Origin of the sequence: Dactylosporangium sp. NPDC000521 (genome assembly GCF_042898305.1) — a bacterium.
Lineage (GTDB): Bacteria > Actinomycetota > Actinomycetes > Mycobacteriales > Micromonosporaceae > Dactylosporangium.
The window spans coordinates 373442-394156 of record NZ_JBIAYW010000008.1 but is presented as its reverse complement, the minus strand read 5'-3'; the positions used below and the strand labels follow the sequence as shown (position 1 = coordinate 394156).

General features: G+C 68.0%; 20 protein-coding genes and 1 pseudogene. 14 read left to right on the top strand and 7 right to left on the bottom strand.

All coding sequences use genetic code 11. The features are described 5' to 3' along the window. Positions 1-23: 23 nt before the first annotated feature. Positions 24-1442 carry a tyrosine--tRNA ligase gene (tyrS, locus tag ACFY3L_RS27320; protein ID WP_389329751.1) on the top strand — a complete coding sequence of 473 codons (1419 nt, stop codon included), beginning with the start codon at positions 24-26 and terminating at the stop codon, positions 1440-1442. Positions 1443-1724: 282 nt separating this feature from the next. Here the strand turns inward: tyrS and ACFY3L_RS27315 are convergent, their stop codons facing one another. The 3 genes from ACFY3L_RS27315 to ACFY3L_RS27305 form a co-directional block, all read right to left on the bottom strand. Then, complete coding sequence (locus tag ACFY3L_RS27315; protein WP_389329748.1) at positions 1725-2009, bottom strand: NUDIX hydrolase; 285 nt, start codon at positions 2007-2009, stop codon at positions 1725-1727. A gap of 125 nt (positions 2010-2134) precedes the next feature. After that, positions 2135-3556 (bottom strand): proline--tRNA ligase, encoded by a 1422-nt coding sequence (gene proS / locus ACFY3L_RS27310; RefSeq protein WP_389329745.1) that lies wholly within the window; start codon positions 3554-3556, stop codon positions 2135-2137. A gap of 218 nt (positions 3557-3774) precedes the next feature. Then, a complete protein-coding gene (locus tag ACFY3L_RS27305) occupies positions 3775-4497 on the bottom strand; it encodes a class I SAM-dependent methyltransferase (RefSeq protein ID WP_389329742.1) in 723 nt (240 codons plus the stop codon). Positions 4498-5157: 660 nt separating this feature from the next. Between ACFY3L_RS27305 and ACFY3L_RS27300 the strand changes: the two genes are divergently transcribed. The 4 genes and pseudogenes from ACFY3L_RS27300 to ACFY3L_RS27285 all read left to right on the top strand — a co-directional run bounded on the left by ACFY3L_RS27300 (position 5158) and on the right by ACFY3L_RS27285 (position 7455). After that, a complete protein-coding gene (locus ACFY3L_RS27300; protein ID WP_389329739.1) occupies positions 5158-5352 on the top strand; it encodes a hypothetical protein in 195 nt (64 codons plus the stop codon). Between the two features lie 91 nt (positions 5353-5443). Further along, positions 5444-5635, top strand: a pseudogene (locus ACFY3L_RS27295) (NUDIX domain-containing protein); the annotation flags it as partial. Positions 5636-5846: 211 nt separating this feature from the next. Beyond that, a complete protein-coding gene (locus ACFY3L_RS27290; protein ID WP_389329736.1) occupies positions 5847-6875 on the top strand; it encodes a Shedu anti-phage system protein SduA domain-containing protein in 1029 nt (342 codons plus the stop codon). A gap of 73 nt (positions 6876-6948) precedes the next feature. Continuing rightward, positions 6949-7455: a hypothetical protein gene (locus ACFY3L_RS27285; RefSeq protein ID WP_389329733.1), complete on the top strand. Its 507-nt coding sequence runs from the start codon at positions 6949-6951 to the stop codon at positions 7453-7455. Between the two features lie 43 nt (positions 7456-7498). On the opposite strand, the gene ACFY3L_RS27280 is transcribed toward ACFY3L_RS27285, so the two are convergent. The 3 genes from ACFY3L_RS27280 to ACFY3L_RS27270 all read right to left on the bottom strand — a co-directional run bounded on the left by ACFY3L_RS27280 (position 7499) and on the right by ACFY3L_RS27270 (position 10260). Further along, positions 7499-7927 carry a hypothetical protein gene (locus ACFY3L_RS27280; protein ID WP_389329730.1) on the bottom strand — a complete coding sequence of 143 codons (429 nt, stop codon included), beginning with the start codon at positions 7925-7927 and terminating at the stop codon, positions 7499-7501. Positions 7928-8009: 82 nt separating this feature from the next. After that, complete coding sequence (locus ACFY3L_RS27275; RefSeq protein ID WP_389329727.1) at positions 8010-8870, bottom strand: hypothetical protein; 861 nt, start codon at positions 8868-8870, stop codon at positions 8010-8012. Between the two features lie 43 nt (positions 8871-8913). Continuing rightward, positions 8914-10260 carry a C40 family peptidase gene (locus tag ACFY3L_RS27270; RefSeq protein WP_389329724.1) on the bottom strand — a complete coding sequence of 449 codons (1347 nt, stop codon included), beginning with the start codon at positions 10258-10260 and terminating at the stop codon, positions 8914-8916. Between the two features lie 330 nt (positions 10261-10590). On the opposite strand from ACFY3L_RS27270, the gene ACFY3L_RS27265 reads away from it, so the two are divergent. The 9 genes from ACFY3L_RS27265 (at position 10591) to ACFY3L_RS27225 (ending at position 20182) form a co-directional block, all read left to right on the top strand. Further along, positions 10591-10902, top strand: coding sequence for a hypothetical protein (locus ACFY3L_RS27265; RefSeq protein WP_389329721.1), 312 nt, complete (start codon positions 10591-10593; stop codon positions 10900-10902). A gap of 21 nt (positions 10903-10923) precedes the next feature. After that, positions 10924-11673 (top strand): hypothetical protein, encoded by a 750-nt coding sequence (locus tag ACFY3L_RS27260; RefSeq protein ID WP_389329718.1) that lies wholly within the window; start codon positions 10924-10926, stop codon positions 11671-11673. Between the two features lie 78 nt (positions 11674-11751). Further along, positions 11752-13149, top strand: coding sequence for a type IV secretion system protein (locus ACFY3L_RS27255; protein ID WP_389329715.1), 1398 nt, complete (start codon positions 11752-11754; stop codon positions 13147-13149). Then, the gene (locus ACFY3L_RS27250) at positions 13146-14744 is read left to right on the top strand and encodes an SCO6880 family protein (protein ID WP_389329712.1); all 1599 of its coding nucleotides are present in this window, start codon (positions 13146-13148) and stop codon (positions 14742-14744) included. The genes ACFY3L_RS27255 and ACFY3L_RS27250 overlap by 4 nt, the downstream gene beginning before the upstream one ends. Before the next feature lie 5 nt (positions 14745-14749). After that, entirely contained in the window at positions 14750-16252 is a 1503-nt protein-coding gene (locus ACFY3L_RS27245; RefSeq protein ID WP_389329709.1) for a VirB4 family type IV secretion system protein, read from the top strand. Positions 16253-16306: 54 nt separating this feature from the next. Continuing rightward, entirely contained in the window at positions 16307-18106 is a 1800-nt protein-coding gene (locus ACFY3L_RS27240) for a type IV secretory system conjugative DNA transfer family protein (protein WP_389329706.1), read from the top strand. Between the two features lie 71 nt (positions 18107-18177). Then, a complete protein-coding gene (locus tag ACFY3L_RS27235) occupies positions 18178-18834 on the top strand; it encodes a hypothetical protein (RefSeq protein ID WP_389329703.1) in 657 nt (218 codons plus the stop codon). Positions 18835-18836: 2 nt separating this feature from the next. Further along, complete coding sequence (locus ACFY3L_RS27230; RefSeq protein WP_389329700.1) at positions 18837-19895, top strand: DnaB-like helicase N-terminal domain-containing protein; 1059 nt, start codon at positions 18837-18839, stop codon at positions 19893-19895. A gap of 14 nt (positions 19896-19909) precedes the next feature. Beyond that, a complete protein-coding gene (locus ACFY3L_RS27225) occupies positions 19910-20182 on the top strand; it encodes a hypothetical protein (protein WP_389329697.1) in 273 nt (90 codons plus the stop codon). Between the two features lie 126 nt (positions 20183-20308). On the opposite strand, the gene ACFY3L_RS27220 is transcribed toward ACFY3L_RS27225, so the two are convergent. Beyond that, positions 20309-20617: a hypothetical protein gene (locus tag ACFY3L_RS27220; protein ID WP_389329694.1), complete on the bottom strand. Its 309-nt coding sequence runs from the start codon at positions 20615-20617 to the stop codon at positions 20309-20311. Between the last annotated feature and the right edge of the window lie 98 nt (positions 20618-20715).

Sequence of the window (20715 nt, the reverse complement as noted above, 5' to 3'; positions counted from 1 at the left end):
GAGGGCAGCATTCGATGCCAGACATGAACACTCGACTGGGTGCATCCTCCGAGATGCTCATGACCATCCTCCGGACTGCGCCCGACTTGCGCGAAGGCAAGGCACTCGGCGAAGTCTTGGAACTGCTGGCGCAACGCCGCACCATGGATCTCTCCGATCTGCCCTCCGACGAGCAGGCAGCACTCATCGCCAGCCGCGCTCAAGAACTCCTGCCATCCGTCGGCCACCTCGGGCAGCTGCTGACCTCCGCTCGGACGGCGGGACGGCAGCTCATCGTCAAGTTCGGAATCGACCCGACTGCCGCCGACGTGCACGTGGGCCACGCCGTGCCGATGATCATCGCCAGCCGGTTCCAGCGCATGGGCCATCGGGTCGTCTTCATCGTCGGGGACATCACCGCCAAGATCGGCGATCCGTCCGGCCGGACCGCCGACCGGCCAGCGCTGACCGATGAAGACATCCAGCACAACATGAAGTCCTACCGGGAGCAGGTCACGCCGTTCTTCGACTTTGACCACGCCGACTTCCGATTCAACAGCGAATGGCTGGCCCCGTTCACGCTGCCGCGGTTCATCGGCGTGCTGGAGAAACTACCGCTCTCGGCATCGTTGCAACGAGAGGATTTCCGCAACCGGCTCGCAGCGGGCAGCGGCCTGACCATGGCCGAACTCGTCTACTCGGTGGTCATGGCTTTGGACTCGGTGGAGATCGAAGCCGACATCGAGATGGGCGGCCTCGACCAACTCCTCAACATGCAGATGTGCCGACGCGTCATGGAGAACGCTGGACAGACCCCAGAGATCATCATCGCCACCGGCCTGATCGAGGGCACCGACGGCACCGGGACGAAGATGAGCAAGAGCAAAGGCAACTACGTCGGCCTCGCCTTCGAACCGAAGGATGTCTTCGGCAAGCTGATGTCCGCCGCCGACCGGCTGCTCCCGGCGTACCTGCGCGCCCTGACCGAACTGCTCGACCCCGAGATCGAGCTGCTGCAGCAGATGATGACCAGCCGCGAGATCCACCCGATGGGCGTCAAGACCCTGCTCGCCTCCGATGTGACGAGCACCATTCACGGCTTGGAGGCCGCAGCCGAGAGCAGGACGGGGTTCAAGGCGCAGTTCTCCCAGAAGCGCTTCTCCGATACGCCCAACCTGCCGATCGTCGATCGATCCGAGCATGGTGGTTCCACCGTCGGGGAGCTGTTCGTCAAGGTCATCCAGCTGGTGCCGAGTCTCAACCAGGTACGGCGCGTCGCCAGTGGCGGAGGCCTCCGGCTGGTTGTCGAGGTACCCGGCAACGACCAGCAGACAGTGTCGCTGACGGAAGCCAACGCCAACACCACGATCGCTGACTTGGTGGACGCCAACTCGGCTCTGGTCGATCAGCCGCAAGCTCAGACGTTCATCAAGTGCGGCCGGCTTCTGATCCAACTGCGCTGAGATGTGGTCGCGCGGAGCCAGCGTCGGGTCTATAGACCTTCGGAGCGGGCTACCGGGTTGTGAACTGTTGCGTAGAAGCAGGCACTTTGCAGCGGAACCCCTCATCGCCCGTTGAGGGCCACCGAGTCGACGAGCGCGACCCAGTTCGCCTCGATGAACGCCTTGACGGCTGCCGGTTTCAGGTCGACGGGCAGCGAGCCGCTTCTGCCGGGCACCACCGGATCGAGGTCGTAGCGACCGCGGTCCGGTTCGAGGTATTCCGGCCCGCAGCGCCGATCAGCGTCAAGGGTGCTGCAAACGGCACACGAAGAAGTGCTGCACGGCGACGCTGGCATCTCCGATCGGGTCGGGGACCAGAAACACTTGCTGCACGTGGCTGACCTCGGCACCGAGTTCCTCCCGCAGTTCCCGGACCAGGCCCTGCTTCACCGATCCGTCGCCGGGTTCGACGCCGCCGCCAGGAGTCGTCCAGTACGACGACCGCCCCGGCTTCGTCCGACGGATCAGCAGCAGCCGTCCGTCGTCGATGAGTATGGCGCGGGCTGCGCGTCTGACGACCGCGTTCATCGAAGTCTCCTAACCTCATCGGTTGGGTCTCCTGGCGTCCGCCTGCTGCCCTCCTCATCAACGTCTGGGCGTCCTCGGCGGCGCCAGGATCGCTCCGGTAGGCGCCGTGAGCGAACCGTCATGGATCAATAGCTTCGGCCGACCACCGCGACAACGTCGACGGAGTCAGGGTCCGGTGGTACCGCACCGTCCGCGGTCTGCAGGCAGCGCACGCTGATGGCGTCGTCGGCCAACGCCCGCTCGCCGTCCGCGCCCAGGATCTTCCATGGAATCCTGGCGAACCCCGACTGCGCGGCTTCCCGCGCCTCCTGCAGCGACTCGGTGTCGACCATGCGCGACGTCAATCGCCGCACGGCGGTCTTATGCAGGTCCTGCTGGACGGTGTCGAGCAGGCGTACGACGGTCGTCACCACCTGCCCTGCTGGCACCGACGTTTTCTCGCGGATGTCCCGGCGGGTCACGCTGACCTCGCCGTCAGCGAGATCGCGGGGGCCGATCTCGATCCGCAGCGGGACGCCTTTGAGCTCCCAGTCCGTCACGCGCCGGCCGAATCCCTGGTCGGTGCGCAGGTCCACTCGCGCCCGGACGCCGGCTTCGGTCAGCGCGGTCGTCAGCCGACGCGCGGCGTCGAGGACCTGCTGGTCGTCCTTGACTGCCAGCACGACCACCTGGATCGGTGCCAGCCTCGGCGGTACGACGAGGCCGTGAGCGTCGCCGTGGCCCATGATCAGACCGCCGACGATGCGGGTGCTGCTGCCCCATGAGGTGGTCCAGCAGTGCTGTCGCTGCCCGGTGGCGTCGGTGTAGGTGATGTCGAACGCGTTGGCGAAGTTCTGCCCCAGCTCGTGGCTCGTCGCCATCTGCAACGCCTTGCCGTCACCCATCATGGCCTCGCAGGACATGGTGTTGACGGCGCCGGCGAACCGCTCCCGCGCGGTTTTCACGCCGACCAGGACGGGCAGGCCGAGGACGTTCTGCAGGAAGTCCCGGTACACATCGAGGTGGATGCGCCGCGCGTACGCTGCGGCGTCTTCGGCTGTGGCGTGCGCGGTGTGTCCTTCCTGCCAGAGGAACTCGGTCGTGCGCAGCAACAGCCTGGGCCGCATCTCCCACCTGACCACGTTCGCCCATTGATTCAGCAGCAGCGGCAGGTCGCGGTGGCTCTGGACCCACTTCGCCATGAGCTCGCCGAACACCGTCTCGCTCGTCGGGCGGACGACGAGCGGCTCCGGCAGCAGCTTACCGCCCGCGTGGGTCACCACGGCGAGTTCAGGGCTGAACCCTTCGACGTGCTCGGCCTCACGCTTGAGGTAGCTCTCCGGGATGAACAGCGGCAGGTACACGTTGTCCGCACCCGCGAGCTTGATCCGCGTGTCAATCTCTGCCTGGACCCGCTCCCACAGCGCGTACCCGTACGGACGGATCACCATCGTCCCCCGGACCGGGCCGTTGTCGGCGAGTTCCGCCTTGTCCAGCACTTCCTGGTACCAGCGCGGGAAGTCAGCTTCGGGGGCCGTGAGGACTGAACGTTGATGAGCCGCGACCATGAACGATCACATTAAGTGCTCGACTCCTCGCTCAACAGCGAATTTGGTCCCGTGGGTGAGCGATGGCCGGCCGGTGAACGGGCCTCGGCATCGGCGTTCACGGCCGGTTCAGCATTGCATCCACGGTTTGGGGCGAACCGAAGGTGAACGCACTTTTGTTTCGCCGGCACGACTCCGGCAACGGGCCGAGCATCGCGTGCTTCGTCGCCAGTTGCGTGTCACACGCGGACGGCGGCGGCACGGCGCTCAGCGGTGTACAGCACGGTCGCGTAGTGGTCCACCACCACACCGCCGGGTTGCCCCGCGACCACCTCGGCGACACCATCGAGGAAGGCCTGCCGGCGGACCGCGTCCAGCTCACGGACGTTCGGGAACGTCGCCCACAACCCTCGCGCGGCAGCCGGTGTCATCGGGTGGTCCCAGCGGATCACCTCTACCCGGACCGGGCCAAACAGGCCGCCCCACGCGAGCTCCGCGGTCCGCTCAGCCACCCGCATCGGCGCGGGTACCTCGGTCGGGTCCCGCGACTCGGCAGGCATCCACCGGTGATACAGATGCTGCAACTCCGCGCGCCAGGCCATGGGGCGGTGCGGGTCACCGAACACGGTCCACCAGACCGCCAGCCAACCGCCCGCACGGACCAGCGCCGCCAGCCGACGTACCGCGCGTTCCGCATCGAGCCAGTGGAACGCGGTCGCGCATACCGCGAGGTCGAAGTCCCTTCCGGGCAGCTCCACCTCGCAGAAGTCGCCCTCGACCACCGTCACGTCCTGGCCCGCGAGGTTGTCCCGCAGCCGCGCGGCCAGACCAACACCCAGCTCCACCGCCACCACCGAAGCGCCGGCCGCCGTCAAACGGCCCGTCACCTGACCGGTCCCGGGGCCGACCTCCAGCATCCGCGCACCGGCCCTCAGCCCGCATTGAGCGAGCACCTCGTACACGCGCGATGGATACCCGGGACGCGCCGCCTGGTAGTTGTTCGGGTCCTCGTCGAAGCTGTGCCGGCGCCGCGCCCGCAGTTCGTCGTCAGCCACGTTCGCCTACCCTACCGTCGGTAGAGAATTCGGAGGCAGGTCGCGCGACGGTCGTCTCGGTAGCCGTCGCGATTGCTTCGCCAGCGCGGTGTCGTCGTACGTCGGGAGGTTCCTCGAGTCGGTGACGCTCCCGACCGTCTGCCGACCGGGGTCGAGTTCTGTCCATGCCATCTGCCGGTACGTTCACTAGCCTCGATGACGTGGATGATCTCATCGCGGCTGCCGACGACCTCGCGCGTCGGCATCTCGAGGTACCAGAGCTGCCCGATCGCTGGCGACATGTCCAGGCAGTCGGCGCCAGAGCGGAGGTGCTCACACGAACCGCCGACGCCGCAGACCGGACCTTGAGCATTGCTGCAGCGTGGCTTCATGACCTTGGCTATGCGCCACCCCTTGTGGACACCGGCGTGCACGCGATCGACGGCGCCCGCTTTCGCGGCGATGCGGATACCCACCTCGCCTGGTCGCGCTTGTGGCGCACCACAGCGGCAGCCGCTACGAGGCCACCGAGCGCGGCCTCACGGAAGCGCTGGCCGAGTTCCGTACGAAGCCGACGTCGCATTCGACATGATCGCAGCCGCCGACCTCACCGCCGGCCCCCAAGTCCAGCCGATGACCTTCGACGCGCGCCTCGACGAAATCCTGCACCACAATCCACCGCACACGCCGGTCCACAAGGCAATGCGACGCGCACGCCCAGAACTCGCCGCACAAATCGATCGGGTCGCCGAACTCCTGCAGCGGGACGAACCGCCCTCGTAGTCGCAACGCGGAGAGCTCGGCCCGTTGGTGACCTGGTCCTCCGACGCCTCTCGAACGAGCACGGTGGGTGTCACGATCCACCGCGCCGCCGATTTCAGAGGATGCCGTGTACCGATCGCATGCTTTCCCTGGGTCGGTGAAGGGCGTCTGAGTCCGAGCTGGTCAGGTCCTGTTGCTGCGCAACGAACATGACGAATGGGAGGTGCCCGGTGGCAGGCTCGGACTCGGCGAAGACCCAGTAACGTGCGTCGCACGGGAGGTCTCCGAGGAGGGCTGCACCGTCGACGCCTACTCGCCAGCGACACAGGTCCGGCTCCCGCACCACGGAAGCTGACGGCGACCCCAATGGATCGACCGGCCACCGTCGTCTTCCTGATCGAGCACCACCTCATCAGTTGACGCCTTGGTCACCGAAACGCCGTAGCGCCGGTGGGGCTTCGGACGACCGCGCCGGGGGGACGCGGACCTGGCCCGACGCCTCGTAGATTCGGTGCGTGAGCAGCACCGGCGACGTCATCCAGTACGTCGAGATGGATGGTGGCGACGGCGCCTCGCATCAAACCCTCCGCAGGGTCCAGATCTACAAGTCGCAACAGACGTACAAGACCGCGGCCGTCTGCACGTACGGCAGCAGCCAGAAGCGCTGGTTAGTGGTCCAGACCTGCGAGCGCGTGCCCGGCGGCAGCGGCTGGGACTTCGAGCATCCGCAAGAACACTGGGCCGCCAGCGAGGGCCAGATCACCGTCCTGCAGAAGTTCCTCAACGAGGAATTTCCGGAGTCCGGTGCCTACACGCTCGCGTCGGCGAACTCGGATCCCACGGCACTCGTGCAACGGATGACCGACGGCGAGCTCGACCCGGATGTCGTGAGCCGCTTGGTCGGAGCGCTTTCGACCGTCGAGGGCGCGGCCGAGCTGATCGCGGAATCTGATGAGCGCGGTCTGCTCGCAGGGTTGATCGAGCGTCACCGACAACGCAAACGCCTGGCTGCTGTCCGCGAGGTCGTGCTCGACTCCACGAAGAACGAGAACGACATCCAGCGCCTCATCAAGAACGAGGCATGGCTGTTCGGCGGCCGGTACGTCCGCGTCGCCACCCGCCGCAGGCTCACCGCGCTGCACGAGGTCGACATCCCGCTCATCCGGGCAGACGGCGCGCTCCACATCGTCGAGCTGAAGCGGTCCAACATCGCCAAGCTCGTCCAGCAGTACCGCAACGAGTGGATCGTCGGCGCTGAGGTAAACGAGGCAGTCGGTCAAGCGATGAACTACCTACGCACGCTCGACGAACATCGACCATTACTGCTCAGCGAAATTGGCATAGATGCTCGCCGAGCGGCCGCCACCGTGGTCATCGGTCACCCCAACTTTGTCGCCACCGGCGCCACTCCGGCAGAGGTGAACGACGCCATCCGCATGTACAACGCCCATCTCTCCAGAGTGGAGGTCATGACCTACCAGGACCTGCTCGACGGAGCCGAGCGGGCCTTCGAGCTCGCTGCGCCCGAGGGCTTCGAGGCGTGAGGCAATGCGACGAAACTCGTAGCACCCGAACGCCGTTGCACTCGGTATGGTCCGAGGTCCCGATACACGGGAGGTGGCGATCCACGAGGCTGGGCATGCCGTGGCGGGATTCCTCCTGAACGAGCCGTTCTTGTACGTCACGACCGTGCAGAACCAGGGCACAGCACAACCCAGACTCGCGGGACACGTGGCCTTCGACGATGGCGGCTACGACGTGAACGGCGTGTCCACGCCTGAGGAGTGCCAACGGATCGAGCGCATGATCATGATTCTGTTGGCAGGCGAGCACGCGCAGCGTCTCCTGTATCGCCAGTTCATGGTCCCAGCACTGGACGACCACTCGCTCGCAAAGCACGCCCAGTACGACACCCGGCAGATCATGTTGTACGCGACCAGTCTGGCTCGCTACGGCGGTTGGCCTTCAGATATGACCCTCATCCGGTCAACGCTGCAGACCCGCCTCGACGAGCTCGTCGCCGGTGAGCGCTATTGGAACCTCGTCGAACGACTGGCAGGCGTCGTCATGGGCGGCAGAACCCTGACCTGGAATGAGGCAACTGCGGTCCTCAGGTCCAGCTGAGACGGCTGAGATCGGTTGCCTCGCTCACCGCGCCATTGACAGGTCAGCTCGCCGGCAGTTGCGGCCGCTCACGGCTGCGCGTGGTCGAAGTACCGGCAGCGTGTTCGCGAATGCGTTTGAGCCGCTTCGAGACCGGGCTGTGGTTGCGGTAGCCGAGGACGTCCGCGATGTCGGTCAGCTTCGTCATTCCGCTGTTGAGCAGCACCACGATCTGCCGTCCTCGCGGGTCGAGCAGCGCGAGGAAGTCGGCGAACACCAACTGTCCGTCGATCTCGGTCTCTGGGGCCGCGACCGGAGTCGTGTCCGTCAGCTCGACGAAGCGACTCTTGACCTTGGATCGCTTCCGGTACAGCCTGCGCTCGAAGTCCTCGCGGGCGAAGCTCCACCGGTCGGAGAAGTCGTCCTCGACCCGGTTGGAACATACCGCGTCAAGAATGCCGCGGAGCTGGCCGTGCGCGTCCGCCTGCTCCACGACCGAATCCAGAATCTCAGCGGCCTCATTTTCTCCGGACCAGAGATCTCCACCCGTACGAGGGTTCGCGGCGACGGCTCCTTCAAGCACACCACCGTCGCTCAACGGCACCGGTCCCTACTCGACGCCGTTGTTGACGGCCGGGAAGCCACGGAGTATCCCCTGCATCACCGCGGACACCGCGCGAAGCCAGAAGTCCAGGTTGTGTGCGAGAAGGCGGATCGGATCGTCTTTCGTAAACGCCGTCATCGGCGAACCCGACACCAGGTGTCGCCATGCGGTCGCTACCCACGCCTGCTCCAGTCGCCGACCGAAGTCCGGTGGCAGGAAGTTGTCGACGAACTGCGACGGCGACGTCAACGGCCACTGTCCGGGTTGCAACACTGGAAGCCCAAACCTCCGCCGGGACCTCACGCGGAAGTAGGTGGAACAGCGGCGCATGCTCGTAATATCGCGTCCGGGTCCTCGGTACGAACACGACGTTCAGATCGCCCTGGTCGGCAATGCGCTGCAGCTTCGGCGGTAGCTCGTCCGTGTCGGCGAAGAACCTGCGGCGAAACTGCGCGGCTTCCCACAACTGATTCCACCGCGCAACCGCAACCTCGAATTCGTCCCTGGCGGTGTCCTGCATCGGAAGGGTGACGTACTCAGGCGGCTCGGGCGAGTCGGGTCGAACGATGGCTCGATAGTGGAATCCAGCCAAGACATTGAACATGCGCGGATACCGCTCGGGCGTCGCAGTCCGCTCGTCCAGCAGAACACTGTCCCGCCGGAACGCCTCGATCTCCGTGTACGTCAGTTCCCGCTCGCCCGCCAGGCTCATATCCGTGCTTGCTGTCGTATCGGTCATGCCAGAGTTACGACAGTCGACCACAGTTCCGTTCCGGCGGCACGCAAGAATCTTCACGAGCGCCGAGCCATGTGGCACCGGTTGCCCGTTCACCGGTGGCAACGGTAGTCCTGCACCTGGGTACCGGATGCAAGTCCTACGCGAGACCCACCGACGTGCCTGTCGAAACGATCCGGCGGGCGGCGACCATGTTGTTGAGCCAGTAGCCCTGGAGCTTGACGATCTTGACGACGTCGCCAGTCTTTGGGGCGTGGATGACGAGCCCGTTGCCGAGGTACATGCCCACGTGGCGCGGGTTGGTCTTCGAGCCGAGGCTGCCGGGCAGGAAGATGAGGTCGCCGGCGCGTAGGAAGCTTGGAGGGATGGGGATGCCGGTGCGGACCTGGTCGGTGGTGACGCGGGGGATGCTGATGCCGGCGGCTTTGTATGCCTGTTGCATGAGGCTGGAGCAGTCGCAGTGTTTGGCGAGGTTGGGACCGTGGGGGTCGGTGCAGGTACCGCCGAAGTGGTAGCTGGTGCCGAGTTGGCCGAGTGCCCATGAGGCGGCGATGACGACCTGCGGTGGGGTGTCGGCGGGGAATGTGAAGCCGGGCGGCAGGTTTTCGGTGAGGTCGCCGGGGATGTCGATGCCGGTGTCGGCGTCGCAGGTGCCTTCAGCGTCGCCGAACATGGCGGCGAGGGTGATGGCGAGCGCCTCCCATTTCGCGTAGGCGTTGGGGTAGGCGGAGCGTTGGACGGCTTGCGCGACGTCGGTGAGCGGGCGGGTCTGCCAGTCCGGGACTTTGACGAGGCGTTGGTAGAAGGCGGTGCTGGCGTAGACGGGGTCAATGAGCTGCTCGGGCCTTCCCCACCCTTGGCTTGGTCGTTGCTGGAAGAGGCCGAGGGAGTCGTGGTCGACTGCCGTGGTGAGGTTGCGCAGCGATGATTCCTGGCGGGCGGTGGCGATCGCGATGATGCCGGCGCGGTGCGGCAGGCCGAGCTGGGTGATGCCGACCGTGTAGATAATGCGCGCGTTACCGACCTGGACGGCGTCGAGGTCTTCGACGGTGCCGCCCGACCCGGGGTCGTTGGCATCGCCGGTTCCGTCGGCGTCGGCCGGTAGCTGGCAGGCGCTGGTCGCTGCGGCGGGGGTCAGCGTCGTGGAGCCGGCCGCGACGAGCGCGATCGCGACAACTGCCGCGATCGGTAACGCGAGCCCGGCCGCGAAGAGGCTGCTGCCGTTCATGGCTGCGGCGCGGTTTCGTTTGTCCGACTGGTCGGCATCGTGAGCTGTCTGTCCTTTGTGGAAGCTGACGCCAGCGTGGTCGCGCTTTGGCGAAGATGCCAGACCGTACAGCCGCGACCACTGGTGCGGTCTACCTGTTTGTGAACAAGCCCACGGTTGTTTTCGGCCTGAAGCCGACGGAACCGCTTCTCTGCTTGCCGCGTCATGCGAACGGTCAGATTTTCCGCCCTTCCACGCGTCGCGCATGATGCGCTCCATGCGCCTCAGATCTGCACAGGAGTTGGAAATTCCAATCCCCCAGCCATTCCGCGCGTCAATTACTGCTCGATCAACTATTCATTCTTCTGGACAAGTGAGAGAGTTACGTGGTCTTGCTGACCTGCTGTCACTTGGTGTCCTGATACATCGGAGTACCGCTTGGTGGTCCATGTCACGCGTGGGTTGACAGAGTTCTAGACGGACTCTTTACAGTGACCCGGCGCACGGCCGCCACGGGGAAACCGCAGCTCAGAGGCTTGATACTGCCTGCCTGTCTGTTTCTGTCTGGCTCGTCCCGGCGCGTCGCCGTCACGAGTACAGGAGTCTTCGATGTCCGTTCACGACCTCATTAACACGCTCACCCATGCGATCGCAGCTGAGATCCCGAACCCGGCGCCAGCCGATCCGACCGGCGGCGCGAAGGGGATCAGTTTGCTGTTTTCCTACATCAAATGGGGTGTGCTGATCGTGTGCGGCGCCGTCGCGTTGGCGTCGGCGGGTTACATGGCCGCAGGGAAGTTGTCGGACCGTCCGGACAATGTGCACAAGGGTAAGACCGCGTTTCTGTGGTCGTTCGGTGCGACTGTTGCGGCGGCTATCGCTATTCCGGCATTGAACACCGTGTTCACTGCGGCGAGCTGAATCCGTTCCTGACGATTCATCATGGACAACCAGTTTCTCGCCTCCCCGCGCCGTGTCCGTAACCGGCTGCTGATCGCAGGCGCCGCGTTGCTCGTTGCATTCGGTATCGGCGCTGTGGTGCGCCTGGTTCCCGACGGCGATCGGTCCCGACCTGCCGTCGCTGTTCCACCGTCGGCCAGATCGGCCCTGCCCGACTCCCAGGAGGTTCTGACCGGCGAGTCGGCGGCTGCTCCGTCCGCCTCGCCGGGACCGCTCCGGCTCGTGCGCGGGTCGCGGACGACCGACGGCGTCTCGCTCGGCTACCCCCAGTCGGTTGCCGGGGCGGTGTCCGCTTCCGTCGAGTGGAGCACGCTGGTGGCGTCGAATCTGGACCTGCAACGCGCGGCGACGTTCGGGACGCTGGTCGGCGACGGTTCGATTCCGGCCGGTGACTGGATCGCTGGGGTGATCAGTGTCCGCGAGCTCCTCGGCGTCGCGACCTCGGGTCCGGTGCCGCTCGGTGCGTCGGTGGTGTCCAGCCCGGTCAGCTACCAGGTCCGTGACATGGCTGAGGACCGGGTGACGGTGCTGATCCTCGCGTTCTACACGTTGCGCAGTGACACCTACGGCTACCGCTCGGCCGTGGCCGTGTTTCCGCTGCTGATGGTCTGGAACGGCGCGGACTGGAAGATGCACGACCGCCCGGACAACGCCCACGACTACGCCGAACTGCGCCTGCAACCGGGCAGCAGCGAAGCGGCAGCGGCCGGCTGGCTGGACTTCCTGCAATGACCATCTTCCCGATGCCGCAAGGACCCCGTCATGGCTTGTGAGTTCCCGAAGACGCCGCCGCAATGCCTCGCCGAGGAGATGGCGGCCAAGACCGCCTTGTCGGCGTGGGAGGCGGTGTGCAAGAGCTTCGCCGACGGCGCGGTGGCGGAACTGAAGTTCTTCGCCAAAGCCTTTGTCGCGTTCCCGCCGATCGACCTGTCCTCCGGTGGCATCCGCTCCGTGTACGGCATGTCCCTCGGCCTCGCTGGCCTGATTGCCGGGATTCTGCTGCTGGTCCAGATCGGCAAAACAGCCCTGACCCACGATGGTTCAGCGATGGCGCGCGGAATTACGGGGATCTTCAAAGCTGTCCTGGCGTTCATGGTGACCCTGACCGTCGCCGGGACCTCACTGGTCGCCGCCGACGAGCTGACGTTGTGGATCGTCAACCGCACGTTCGGCTCGCCACAAGGGTTGTCGGACAAACTCGCCGGGTTCATCTCCTGGAACATCGCCAACGCGCCGACGCTGCAAATGTTCCTCGCTCTGCTCGGCATCTGTCTGGTCACCGTGCTGTGGTTTGAGCTGGTGCTGCGCAACGCCGCGGTGGCGGTGTTGATCGCGACGTCGCCGATCTCGGCGACCGGGATGATGTCGGACACCACGAAGGACTGGTTCACGAAGCTGGTGTCCGCCACGATCCGGCTAATTGTGTTGAAGCCGGTGATCGCGCTGGTGTTCGCCGTCGGGTTCGGGCTGTTCGGAAACACCGACAGCGCGGACTTGAACGCTCTGTTCACCGGCATGGTCGTGTTGCTGCTCGCGGTCCTTGCCTGGCCGGCGATCGGCCGGTTCTTCACCTTCGCCGCCTCCCACACCGGCGGCCCGACCGGTCTGGCCGCGGTTCTCGGTATGGCCGCGAACGCCGCGGCCAGCTTGCCCGGCGCCGGAGGCGGCGGGGGTGGCGGAGGCAGCGGTCCGGGGATGTCGCCGGACGATTTCGGTGCCGCGACCGAGGCCCGCACCATGGCCTCGCATGCCAGCAAGGCCGGCGCCGGGGAGGCCACCGCCGGCAGCGGCGCGGCAGCCAGCGGCGCGGCGAGCGGTGCGGCGGCATCAGCTGCTGGTGGCGCCGCCACCGCGGGCCTGACCGCAATTCCGATGGTCCTCAGCAAGGGCCTCGACCTGGCGCAGCGAGCCGCGAACAGCCTGGTCGGCCGGTCGGAACAGATGGCTGCGCACGCCGGTCTGGACGGTGCCGCTCCCTACGCCCACCCGGCCGGGCACCCGCGCTACGCACCACCACCGCGCACCACCAGCAGCGCCGACCCCGAACCGGGAGCGGACGAACAGCCGCCATCCCCGCCACCGCCCTCAGCGACGGCAGCACCACCGGCACCGCCGCCACCGGCATCTGCGGAACCGGCACCCCCGGCCGCACCAGCGGCACCGCCGGCACCAGCAGGGCATGACGAGCAGAATGGATCACAGTCGTGAGCACGCCACCTCCGACGGCCTCTGAGCCGTCGCGCCCCCGCACCTATTTCGGCTGGCAGCAGGAGCAGGTCGCGTTCCTGTACGGCATGTCCGGGCACCGGTTCGCACTCGTCGCCGTGGCGATCCTCGCCGCTGTATGGCCGCTCGCCGCGTCGAACCTGCAAGCCGGCATCATCACCTGGCCTGTCGCGGCGGTCCTCGGTGTCTTGGCGTTCCTTCGGGTCGGGGGACGCACCGTCGATGAGTGGCTGACCGCTGCCGTCTCATATGGCATCGGCCGGATGGGCGGCCAGCACAAGTTCGCCTCGGCCGCGTTCGCGCCGCCGGCGAAGACCGCCGCCCCGGACGCGCCCCGGCCCGCCGACCTGCCCGGCGTTCTGGCACCGTTGACGATCCTCGAGGCGGAGATGCCCGACGGCGCACCGCTCGCGATCGCGCACCACCGCCACGACAAGACGTTCACCGCCGTGGCCCGCATCCGGTTCCCCGGGATCGGGCTCGTCGACAGTTCCCGCCGGGAACAGCGCGTCGCGGGGTGGGGCGCTCTCCTCGCCGGGCTGTGCACCGAAGGTTCACCGATTACCCGCGTCCAAGCGTTGCAGCGGCTAGTGCCGGAGTCCGGGGCGGCGCTGCGCCGCTGGGACCGCGACCACACCGACCCGGACAGCCCCGACCTAGCCGACCGGGTCGTCACCGGCCTGCTCGGCGCCGCGACCCTCGCCACATCGAGCCGGGAGGCGTACCTGGCGTTCACCATGGACGGCCGCAAAGCCGCCCGCGTGATCAAGCACGCCGGTGGCGGTACGGTCGGCGCCGCCGCTGTCCTCACCCGCCAGCTGCGCGCTCAGTACGCCGCGATCGCCGGCGCGGATCTGCAGATCGAGGCGTGGCTCGGCCCGCGCGATCTGGCCGAGGTGCTGCGCACGGCGTTTGATCCGCACTCCGCGAGGCACCTGGCCGAGCGTCGCGCTACCGCGACCGGAGTCCGTGCCGGACAGCTGTCCGTCGCCGCGGCGGATGACGGCGAGGGTGAAACCGGTGGCCTTGAGGCGGGCGTGGACCCGGCGGTCGCTGGGCCCGCCGCCGCCGAGGCCCGGCCTGGCGTCTACACCCATGACGGGGCGCATTCGGTGACGTTCTGGGTGCACTCCTGGCCGCGTAACGAGGTGTACGCCACCGCCCTCGCGCCGCTGCTCGGCGAAGGCGTGCACCGGCGGGCGTTCTCCTTCCACGTCGAACCCCTCGGCCCGCGTGACGCGGAACGCGAGGTCATGCGGGAGCGGACGGCCCGGTCGGTGGCGGTGAAGATGCGGCAGAAGTCCGGGCAGATCGTCCCCGAACACGAACAGGTCGCTCTCGACCGCGCCCGTGCGCAGGACGCCGAACGCGCTGCCGGGCACGGCCTCGTGCGCATCGCCGCGTACGTCACCCTGACCGTCACCAACGCCGACGACGTCGAAGACGCCTGCGCCGCCCTCGAAGCGGATGCTGCCGCCGCGCGGATCGAGCTGCGCAGGATGTGGTTCGCGCAGGACATCGGGTTCGCGATGGGTGCGCTGCCGCTCGGGTACGGCCTGCCGAAGAAGCGGTGGTGAGCTCGATGCGCTTCCGTCGGTCCCGGCCCGAGCTTCCGGCTGCCGACTTCGCGGACCTCCTCGGCCTTCCCGCAACAACGCTCGCCGCCCCGGCGAAGGAGCGTCCAGTGCAGCAGCGGCGGCCCCGCACCGAGCCGGTCCCGCCCAGCCGCGGCTGGGCGCGGCCGTTCGCCGGGCGAGCACCTCGTACCCCGGATGTGCCGACGTTCCGGGGCTCGACCGGGCAGATCCAGGGCCTGTACCCGTGGCTGTACGGGGCGAGTATGCCGCCGGTCGGCTCGTACCTCGGCGTTGACTGCCTGTCCGGCGGTACGTTCTCCTACCATCCGATCGAGTGGTTGCACCGCGGCTATGTCTCTAACCCGAACACCCTGATCACCGGCGTTCCTGGCGCGGGGAAGTCGGCCACGATCAAGGCGATCGTCACCCGGTTGATGCGCTACGGGGTGAAGACGTTCGTCCTCGGCGACATCAAGAACGAGTACGCACCGCTCGCCCGCGCGCTCGGTGTCGACCCGGTCGAGATCGGCCCTGGGCTGCCGGCCAGGCTCAACCCCTTGGACGCCGGCCCGCTCGGCGCGAACCTGCCCACCGACCAGCATCAGCTCCGGGATCGGCTCGACGAGATCCACCGCCGCCGCATCACCCTGCTCAGCTCACTGCTCGTGGTCCGGCTCGGCCGGGACCTCACCCCCACTGAGGAAGCCGCCCTGTCCTTGGCGATCCAGTACGCGTCCGGCGAAGCGGAAGGCGGCACCCGGCTCTCTGACCCGACGATTCCGCAGGTGTGGGCGCTGCTGCGGGATCCGCTGCCGCAGATGGCCGCCGAGCTGCGGGTCCGCGGCGAGGACATCGGCGAGCTGCGGGAGATGATCCGCCCGGCGGCCGACGCCCTCGGCAACATGGTCCAGGGGTCGCTGTCCGGGCTGTTCGACGGGCCGACGACGGTGCGGATGGACTTCGACGCCTGGATTCAGACCGTCGACCTGTCGCGCCTGGACGGCCGTGGCGACGAGACCGTGGCGATGACCCTCGCCTGCGTCTCCTCCTGGGGGCAGGCGGCCATCGACACCCCCGGCGGGCCGGTCCGTGCTGTCGTCCGCGACGAGCTGTGGCGGCAGCTGCGCATCCCGGCCATGGTCCGCAAGGTAGATGCCGACCTGCGGTTGTCCCGCAACGACGGCACCATTCAGATCCTCGCTTCCCATCGGCTCGCCGACTTCGAAGCCGTCGGCACCGCCGGTAGCGCGGAGGTTGCCATCGCCCGGAACCTCGTCTCTTCCTGCGACATCCGCATCTGCCTGCGCCAGGACACCGCCCCCCTCGCCATGACTCGAGACGTGATCGGGTTGACCGACACGGAATGCGCGCATATCGCGTCCTGGTCCGGGGAGCAGACGGGCCGGGCGGTGTGGAAGATCGGTCGCACTTCGTCGCACGTGGTCCAGGTCGTTCTGCACCCCGAGGAACGCGCCCTGTATTACACGAACGAGCGGATGGCGGTGTAGTCGATGCGCAGTGAAGCTTCCACCACCACGACCAGGGTCCGGGGTTCCGGAACGATGTCGGGTTCGGATCTCGCCCTCGCGGGGCTGCTCGGCGTGGTCGGGTTCGCGTCGATCGGGATCTGGCTCTCTGGGCAGGTGGCCGGGCTGGTGTTCCGGTTCACGTGGCCGGACTCGACGATCGGTGACGCGTTCACCATCGTGTTCGCGATCCCGAAGCACCTCGCCGATCCGCGGCTGGCGTGGCCGGTTCAGGCTCAGCAGCAGCTGCCGGGCCCGGCCGGCTTCTACACCGCCACGGTGTTCGTCGTCGCCGTCCTGCTCGCCGCTGCGGTCGCCGGGTTCCGGGCCTGGGGTGCGGGACGGCAGGCCGGGGGCATGGCGTCGCGGCAGCAGCTCGACAAGACGATGACCGCCCGCGCGGTCCTACGCAGAGCGTCGCGGATCCGGCCATCGCTGACCGGCCAGGCCACGCTGGCCGACGTGGCGGTCGAGCTCGGCACCGCGGGCCGGACCGCGCTCTACGCGGGGCTGGAGTCCTCGGTCCTCGTCGTCGCGCCGCCCCGGCAGGGCAAGACCAGTCAGGTGATCATCCCGTGGCTGCGGACGTTCCCTGGTGCCGCGGTCGTCACGTCGGTGCGCGCGGACGTGCTGGAGGCGACCGCGACGCTGCGCGGTGGGACGTCCTGGCTGATGAACCTCGACCCGGTGTTCAGCTGGCCGGACCAGATCACCTGGACGCCGGTCGCCGGGGCGGAGGACTACGACATCGCCCGCCAGCGCGCCGACGTCATGATCCAGGTCGGGAAGCAGGACGCCGCGGACTCCTCCAACGCCGGGTTCTTCGGCCTGACCGCCACCAACCTGCTCGCCGCCTGGCTGCACACGGCCGCGTTGTGCGGCAGGACCATGCAGGATGTCCTGCACTGGTCGACGAACCCGACCGACGACAGCCCGGTGAAGCTGCTCCGCGACGCTGACGGCGCCCGCCCCGGTGTGGTGAAGATGCTCGACGGGTTCTACCGGCAGCCTGACGCGACCCGCTCGAACCTGTGGACGACGGTGCAGACCGGCACCAGCTGCCTGTTCGGCCCGGCCGCCGCAGCGGTCTTCTGCGGCCCGGCCGCCGACTCGTTCGACATCGAACGGTTCCTGCGGTCCGGTGCCGACACTTTGTACCTCGTCGTGGACGAGAAGAAGGCGGACGCGTTCGCGCCGCTCGTGACCGCGTTCGTCAACGAGCTCATCACCACCGCTGTGCGGCTGGCGAAACTGTCACCGAACGGCCGGCTCGACCCGCCGCTCGGCCTCATCCTGGACGAGGCCACGAACGTGGTCCCGTTGCCGGACCTGCCGCAGCTGATGTCCTACACCGCCGGTTTCGGGATCTTCACCGCGACCGTGATGCAGAGCCTCGCCGCCGCCGAGGACCGCTGGCGGGCCATCGGCCGCAAAATGCTGTGGTCACACGCCACCATCAAGATCGCTCTCGGCGGGCTGGCCGGCGACGACCTCGACGACTTCTCCAAACTCGCCGGGATGTACCGGGAGACCCTGCTGGTGCCGCAGCACCACCGGCAGCACGGCATGCACGTCCAGGCGAGCGTCGTGGACCGCAAGACGATGGCCCCGGACGCGGTCCGGACCCTCGACGAGGACCGCCGCGAAGCCCTTGTCATCCACGCCACCACCCCGGCTGTGATCACCCGCATGGTCCGGCACTTCGAAGGCCCGCACCGGCAGGAGTACGAACAGGCCGTCACCGACGCCCGACAGAAAATGGGCATCCCCCAGAAGCTCACCGGCACGGACGCCAGCAAGGGGTCGGCACGCTCGCAGACCGGGGATGCGGCATGACCGCCCCTCAGCCAGCCGCCGTAGCTGCCGCGCAGCCGGGACCGGGACCAGGACCAGGACCGGATGCGCCGGTGCTGATCCGGGAATGGCACACGATGACCGCGGCCGAGCAGACCGCGGAATGGGACGCGCTGACCGCCTGGGTCATCTGGGTCCACGATCTGTATGAGCTGTCCCGGGAGGAACGGCTCCCGTTGTGCTGGCCGGAGCACCCCGGCCTCGTCGAGGAGCTGCGCAGCCTCAAAGCGTGGCGTGACGCCGTCTACGACAGCGCCGATGCGCTCGGCGCCCCGCACGCGGCCCGCTCGTGGCACGGCGAACTACGGCAGACCGTGGCCGCCGCGACCGGCTTCTGGGCCCCCGGCTGCCGCACCGGGCACACCGGCGCGGCGCTCCTCGCCGCCGTTCAACCCGATCTCGCGCAGCGGTGGCGGCAGGTTGGGCCGCCGCTCATGGCGTCCGCACCTGAACCCCCGCCAGTTCTGCCTGCCGAGGTCAGCCGCGACGACATGCAGGCTGCGCTGCGGTCCGGCGATGCGCAACGGCACAGCCGGGCCATGCCGTACTACGCCTTCTGGTCCGGGGTGTGGTGGGCCCGCAGCCAGGACGGCACCACGTGGATGCGCTGCACCGACCCCGGCCACATCGCCAACCTCGACCGGACCAGCCGCCAGATCCGCGGCGCGGACGCCGCCCATGACAAGCTCACCCACGGTAAGGATCAGTAGGCATGTCAGACCTCATCCTGAGGGCCGAACAGGGCGTCCTCGGTGCCCTGCTCACCGGCGCAGACACCGCGCTGATCAGCGCGAACCTGTACGGCGACGACTTCGGCCATCCCACCCACCGCGCCGTCTACCAGGCGCTGCTCGACGTCGAACTGGTCGCCTTCGACACCACCGAACAGCGCGCCGAGGCGGTCGCCGCGGTTGCCGACCGGCCGGACGTCGACGCCGCATGGTTGGTGCAACTCGCCGACGTCGCGCCTGCCGCCGAGCTCGTTTCGGAGTACACCCGCATCGTGCTGCAGGCGTCGTTCGACCGGGACGTCGCCGGCTTCGCCCAGCCGTATTACGACGCCGCTGCCCTCACCGCCGACGAGGCCGGCCGCGATGTGCTGACCCGGCTCGGGCAGGCCCTCGATGCGCAAGCCGCCGCGTTCTCGACGGCCGCGACCGTGGACGTCACTGCCGACGCGCGAGTGAGCGTCGACCTCGTCCTCGCCCGGACAGACGTCCGCGTCGAGTTGCACCGCGAGGACCTGATCATCGCTGACATCGTCCAGCACCCCGAACAGGCCGTCGAGGTCGCCGCCTGGCTCGACCCGGCCGTGTTCACCACCGGCCAGCGCAGACTCACCTTCGAACTGGCCGTTTCCCTGGCCTACGACGGCGACCTGTTCGACACCGTCACCCTCGCCTGGCACGTGCAACGCGCCCGCGACTTCGCCAGCTACGACGCATCCGTCACCGCGCTCCCCTCGGGCGACGGGGTGGAGTTCGGTGCGGGGCTGTACCTGGCCGAGCCGCCGGCCGAGCCGGATTTCGTCTACCTCACCCGGCTGCACGCGGTCACCGTCACCACCGGCACCGCGGTCGTCATCGGCCGGGAACTGCTCACCGAACACGTCCACACGACGCTCGCGCTCAGCGCGACCGCGGTGGCCGAACGCGCCACCACCAGTGACGCTGCTTCCCACACCACCGCACCACCGGCGCGGCGCATCACCGCCAGTCCGCCACCGGTGACGTCGGAGACGGCAGCCCCAATCCGCCCCATCGAGCTGTGAACGCGGGACCAGCCATGAACGAGCAGACCCAGCCGATCACCGCCACGAGCGACCCGGCGCCCGGCCCGGTGCCGCGGACCATCACCCACCCAGACATGCGGGCGCACCTGGACAGCCAGACCGCCACCGTCCTGTCCGCCAGCGACCGGCACCGCATCTTCGTGCGCTACGACAACGTCTGGTGGGTCAGCGACGGCGACGGCTTCATCGAAATCATCGACGCCAACCAGAACACCCGCCTCGACCGCTGGCATCAGCGGCTCAACCACGGCGCGCTCTGGCAGTGACAGCGACCGGGTACGGGTGGCCCAGGTGCGCCCTGACCCGCGTTCCCGTCCTGTGTCGGCGCCGCGCTGTGCCGGGGGTTACAGTCCCCGGCCCCGACCGCCGGAGGTCGACGGACGCGCCGTGCATCAGAACAGGCGCTGCTGAACCACGTCGGCAGTCGTTGGCGCCGGCGGCGTCCGGCGGACACCGGGCAGGACAGCACGTCGTTGCCCGGGGTCGGTGCATCTGAGATTGTCGACGTGGACGCGGTAGCGCGGCCCGCCGTCGGTGGCGCCGCGGCGGGGCTGCGGTTTGATGATCGCGTAGGGCCAGCAGACCGCGAGGACGACACAGCGGGGCTGCCGGTAGCAGATCGTCGGGGCGGTCATCGTTCGCGGCGTCGGCCACACGATCGAATACAGCCCGATGTCGCCGGGATGGACGCGACGGGTCAACAGCCGGTGCTCCTTCCTGGACGGGCCGGGCAGCGGACGACAATGCGGTGCTGAACACGAAGCGGCCGAACCTATGGCGGAGGCTCGCCGCCGCCGCG

Excerpts from the sequence above, each read along its gene's own strand:
- ACFY3L_RS27300 (WP_389329739.1), top strand. The coding sequence starts at position 5,158 with ATGATCGCAGCCGCCGACCTCACCGCCGGCCCCCAAGTCCAGCCGATG.
- tyrS (WP_389329751.1), top strand. The coding sequence starts at position 24 with ATGAACACTCGACTGGGTGCATCCTCCGAGATGCTCATGACCATCCTC.
- ACFY3L_RS27265 (WP_389329721.1), top strand. The coding sequence starts at position 10,591 with ATGTCCGTTCACGACCTCATTAACACGCTCACCCATGCGATCGCAGCT.
- ACFY3L_RS27315 (WP_389329748.1), bottom strand. The coding sequence starts at position 2,009 with ATGAACGCGGTCGTCAGACGCGCAGCCCGCGCCATACTCATCGACGAC.
- proS (WP_389329745.1), bottom strand. The coding sequence starts at position 3,556 with ATGGTCGCGGCTCATCAACGTTCAGTCCTCACGGCCCCCGAAGCTGAC.
- ACFY3L_RS27225 (WP_389329697.1), top strand. The coding sequence starts at position 19,910 with ATGAACGAGCAGACCCAGCCGATCACCGCCACGAGCGACCCGGCGCCC.
- ACFY3L_RS27240 (WP_389329706.1), top strand. The coding sequence starts at position 16,307 with ATGTCGGGTTCGGATCTCGCCCTCGCGGGGCTGCTCGGCGTGGTCGGG.
- ACFY3L_RS27230 (WP_389329700.1), top strand. The coding sequence starts at position 18,837 with ATGTCAGACCTCATCCTGAGGGCCGAACAGGGCGTCCTCGGTGCCCTG.
- ACFY3L_RS27270 (WP_389329724.1), bottom strand. The coding sequence starts at position 10,260 with ATGGAGCGCATCATGCGCGACGCGTGGAAGGGCGGAAAATCTGACCGT.
- ACFY3L_RS27255 (WP_389329715.1), top strand. The coding sequence starts at position 11,752 with ATGGCGGCCAAGACCGCCTTGTCGGCGTGGGAGGCGGTGTGCAAGAGC.
- ACFY3L_RS27245 (WP_389329709.1), top strand. The coding sequence starts at position 14,750 with ATGCGCTTCCGTCGGTCCCGGCCCGAGCTTCCGGCTGCCGACTTCGCG.
- ACFY3L_RS27260 (WP_389329718.1), top strand. The coding sequence starts at position 10,924 with ATGGACAACCAGTTTCTCGCCTCCCCGCGCCGTGTCCGTAACCGGCTG.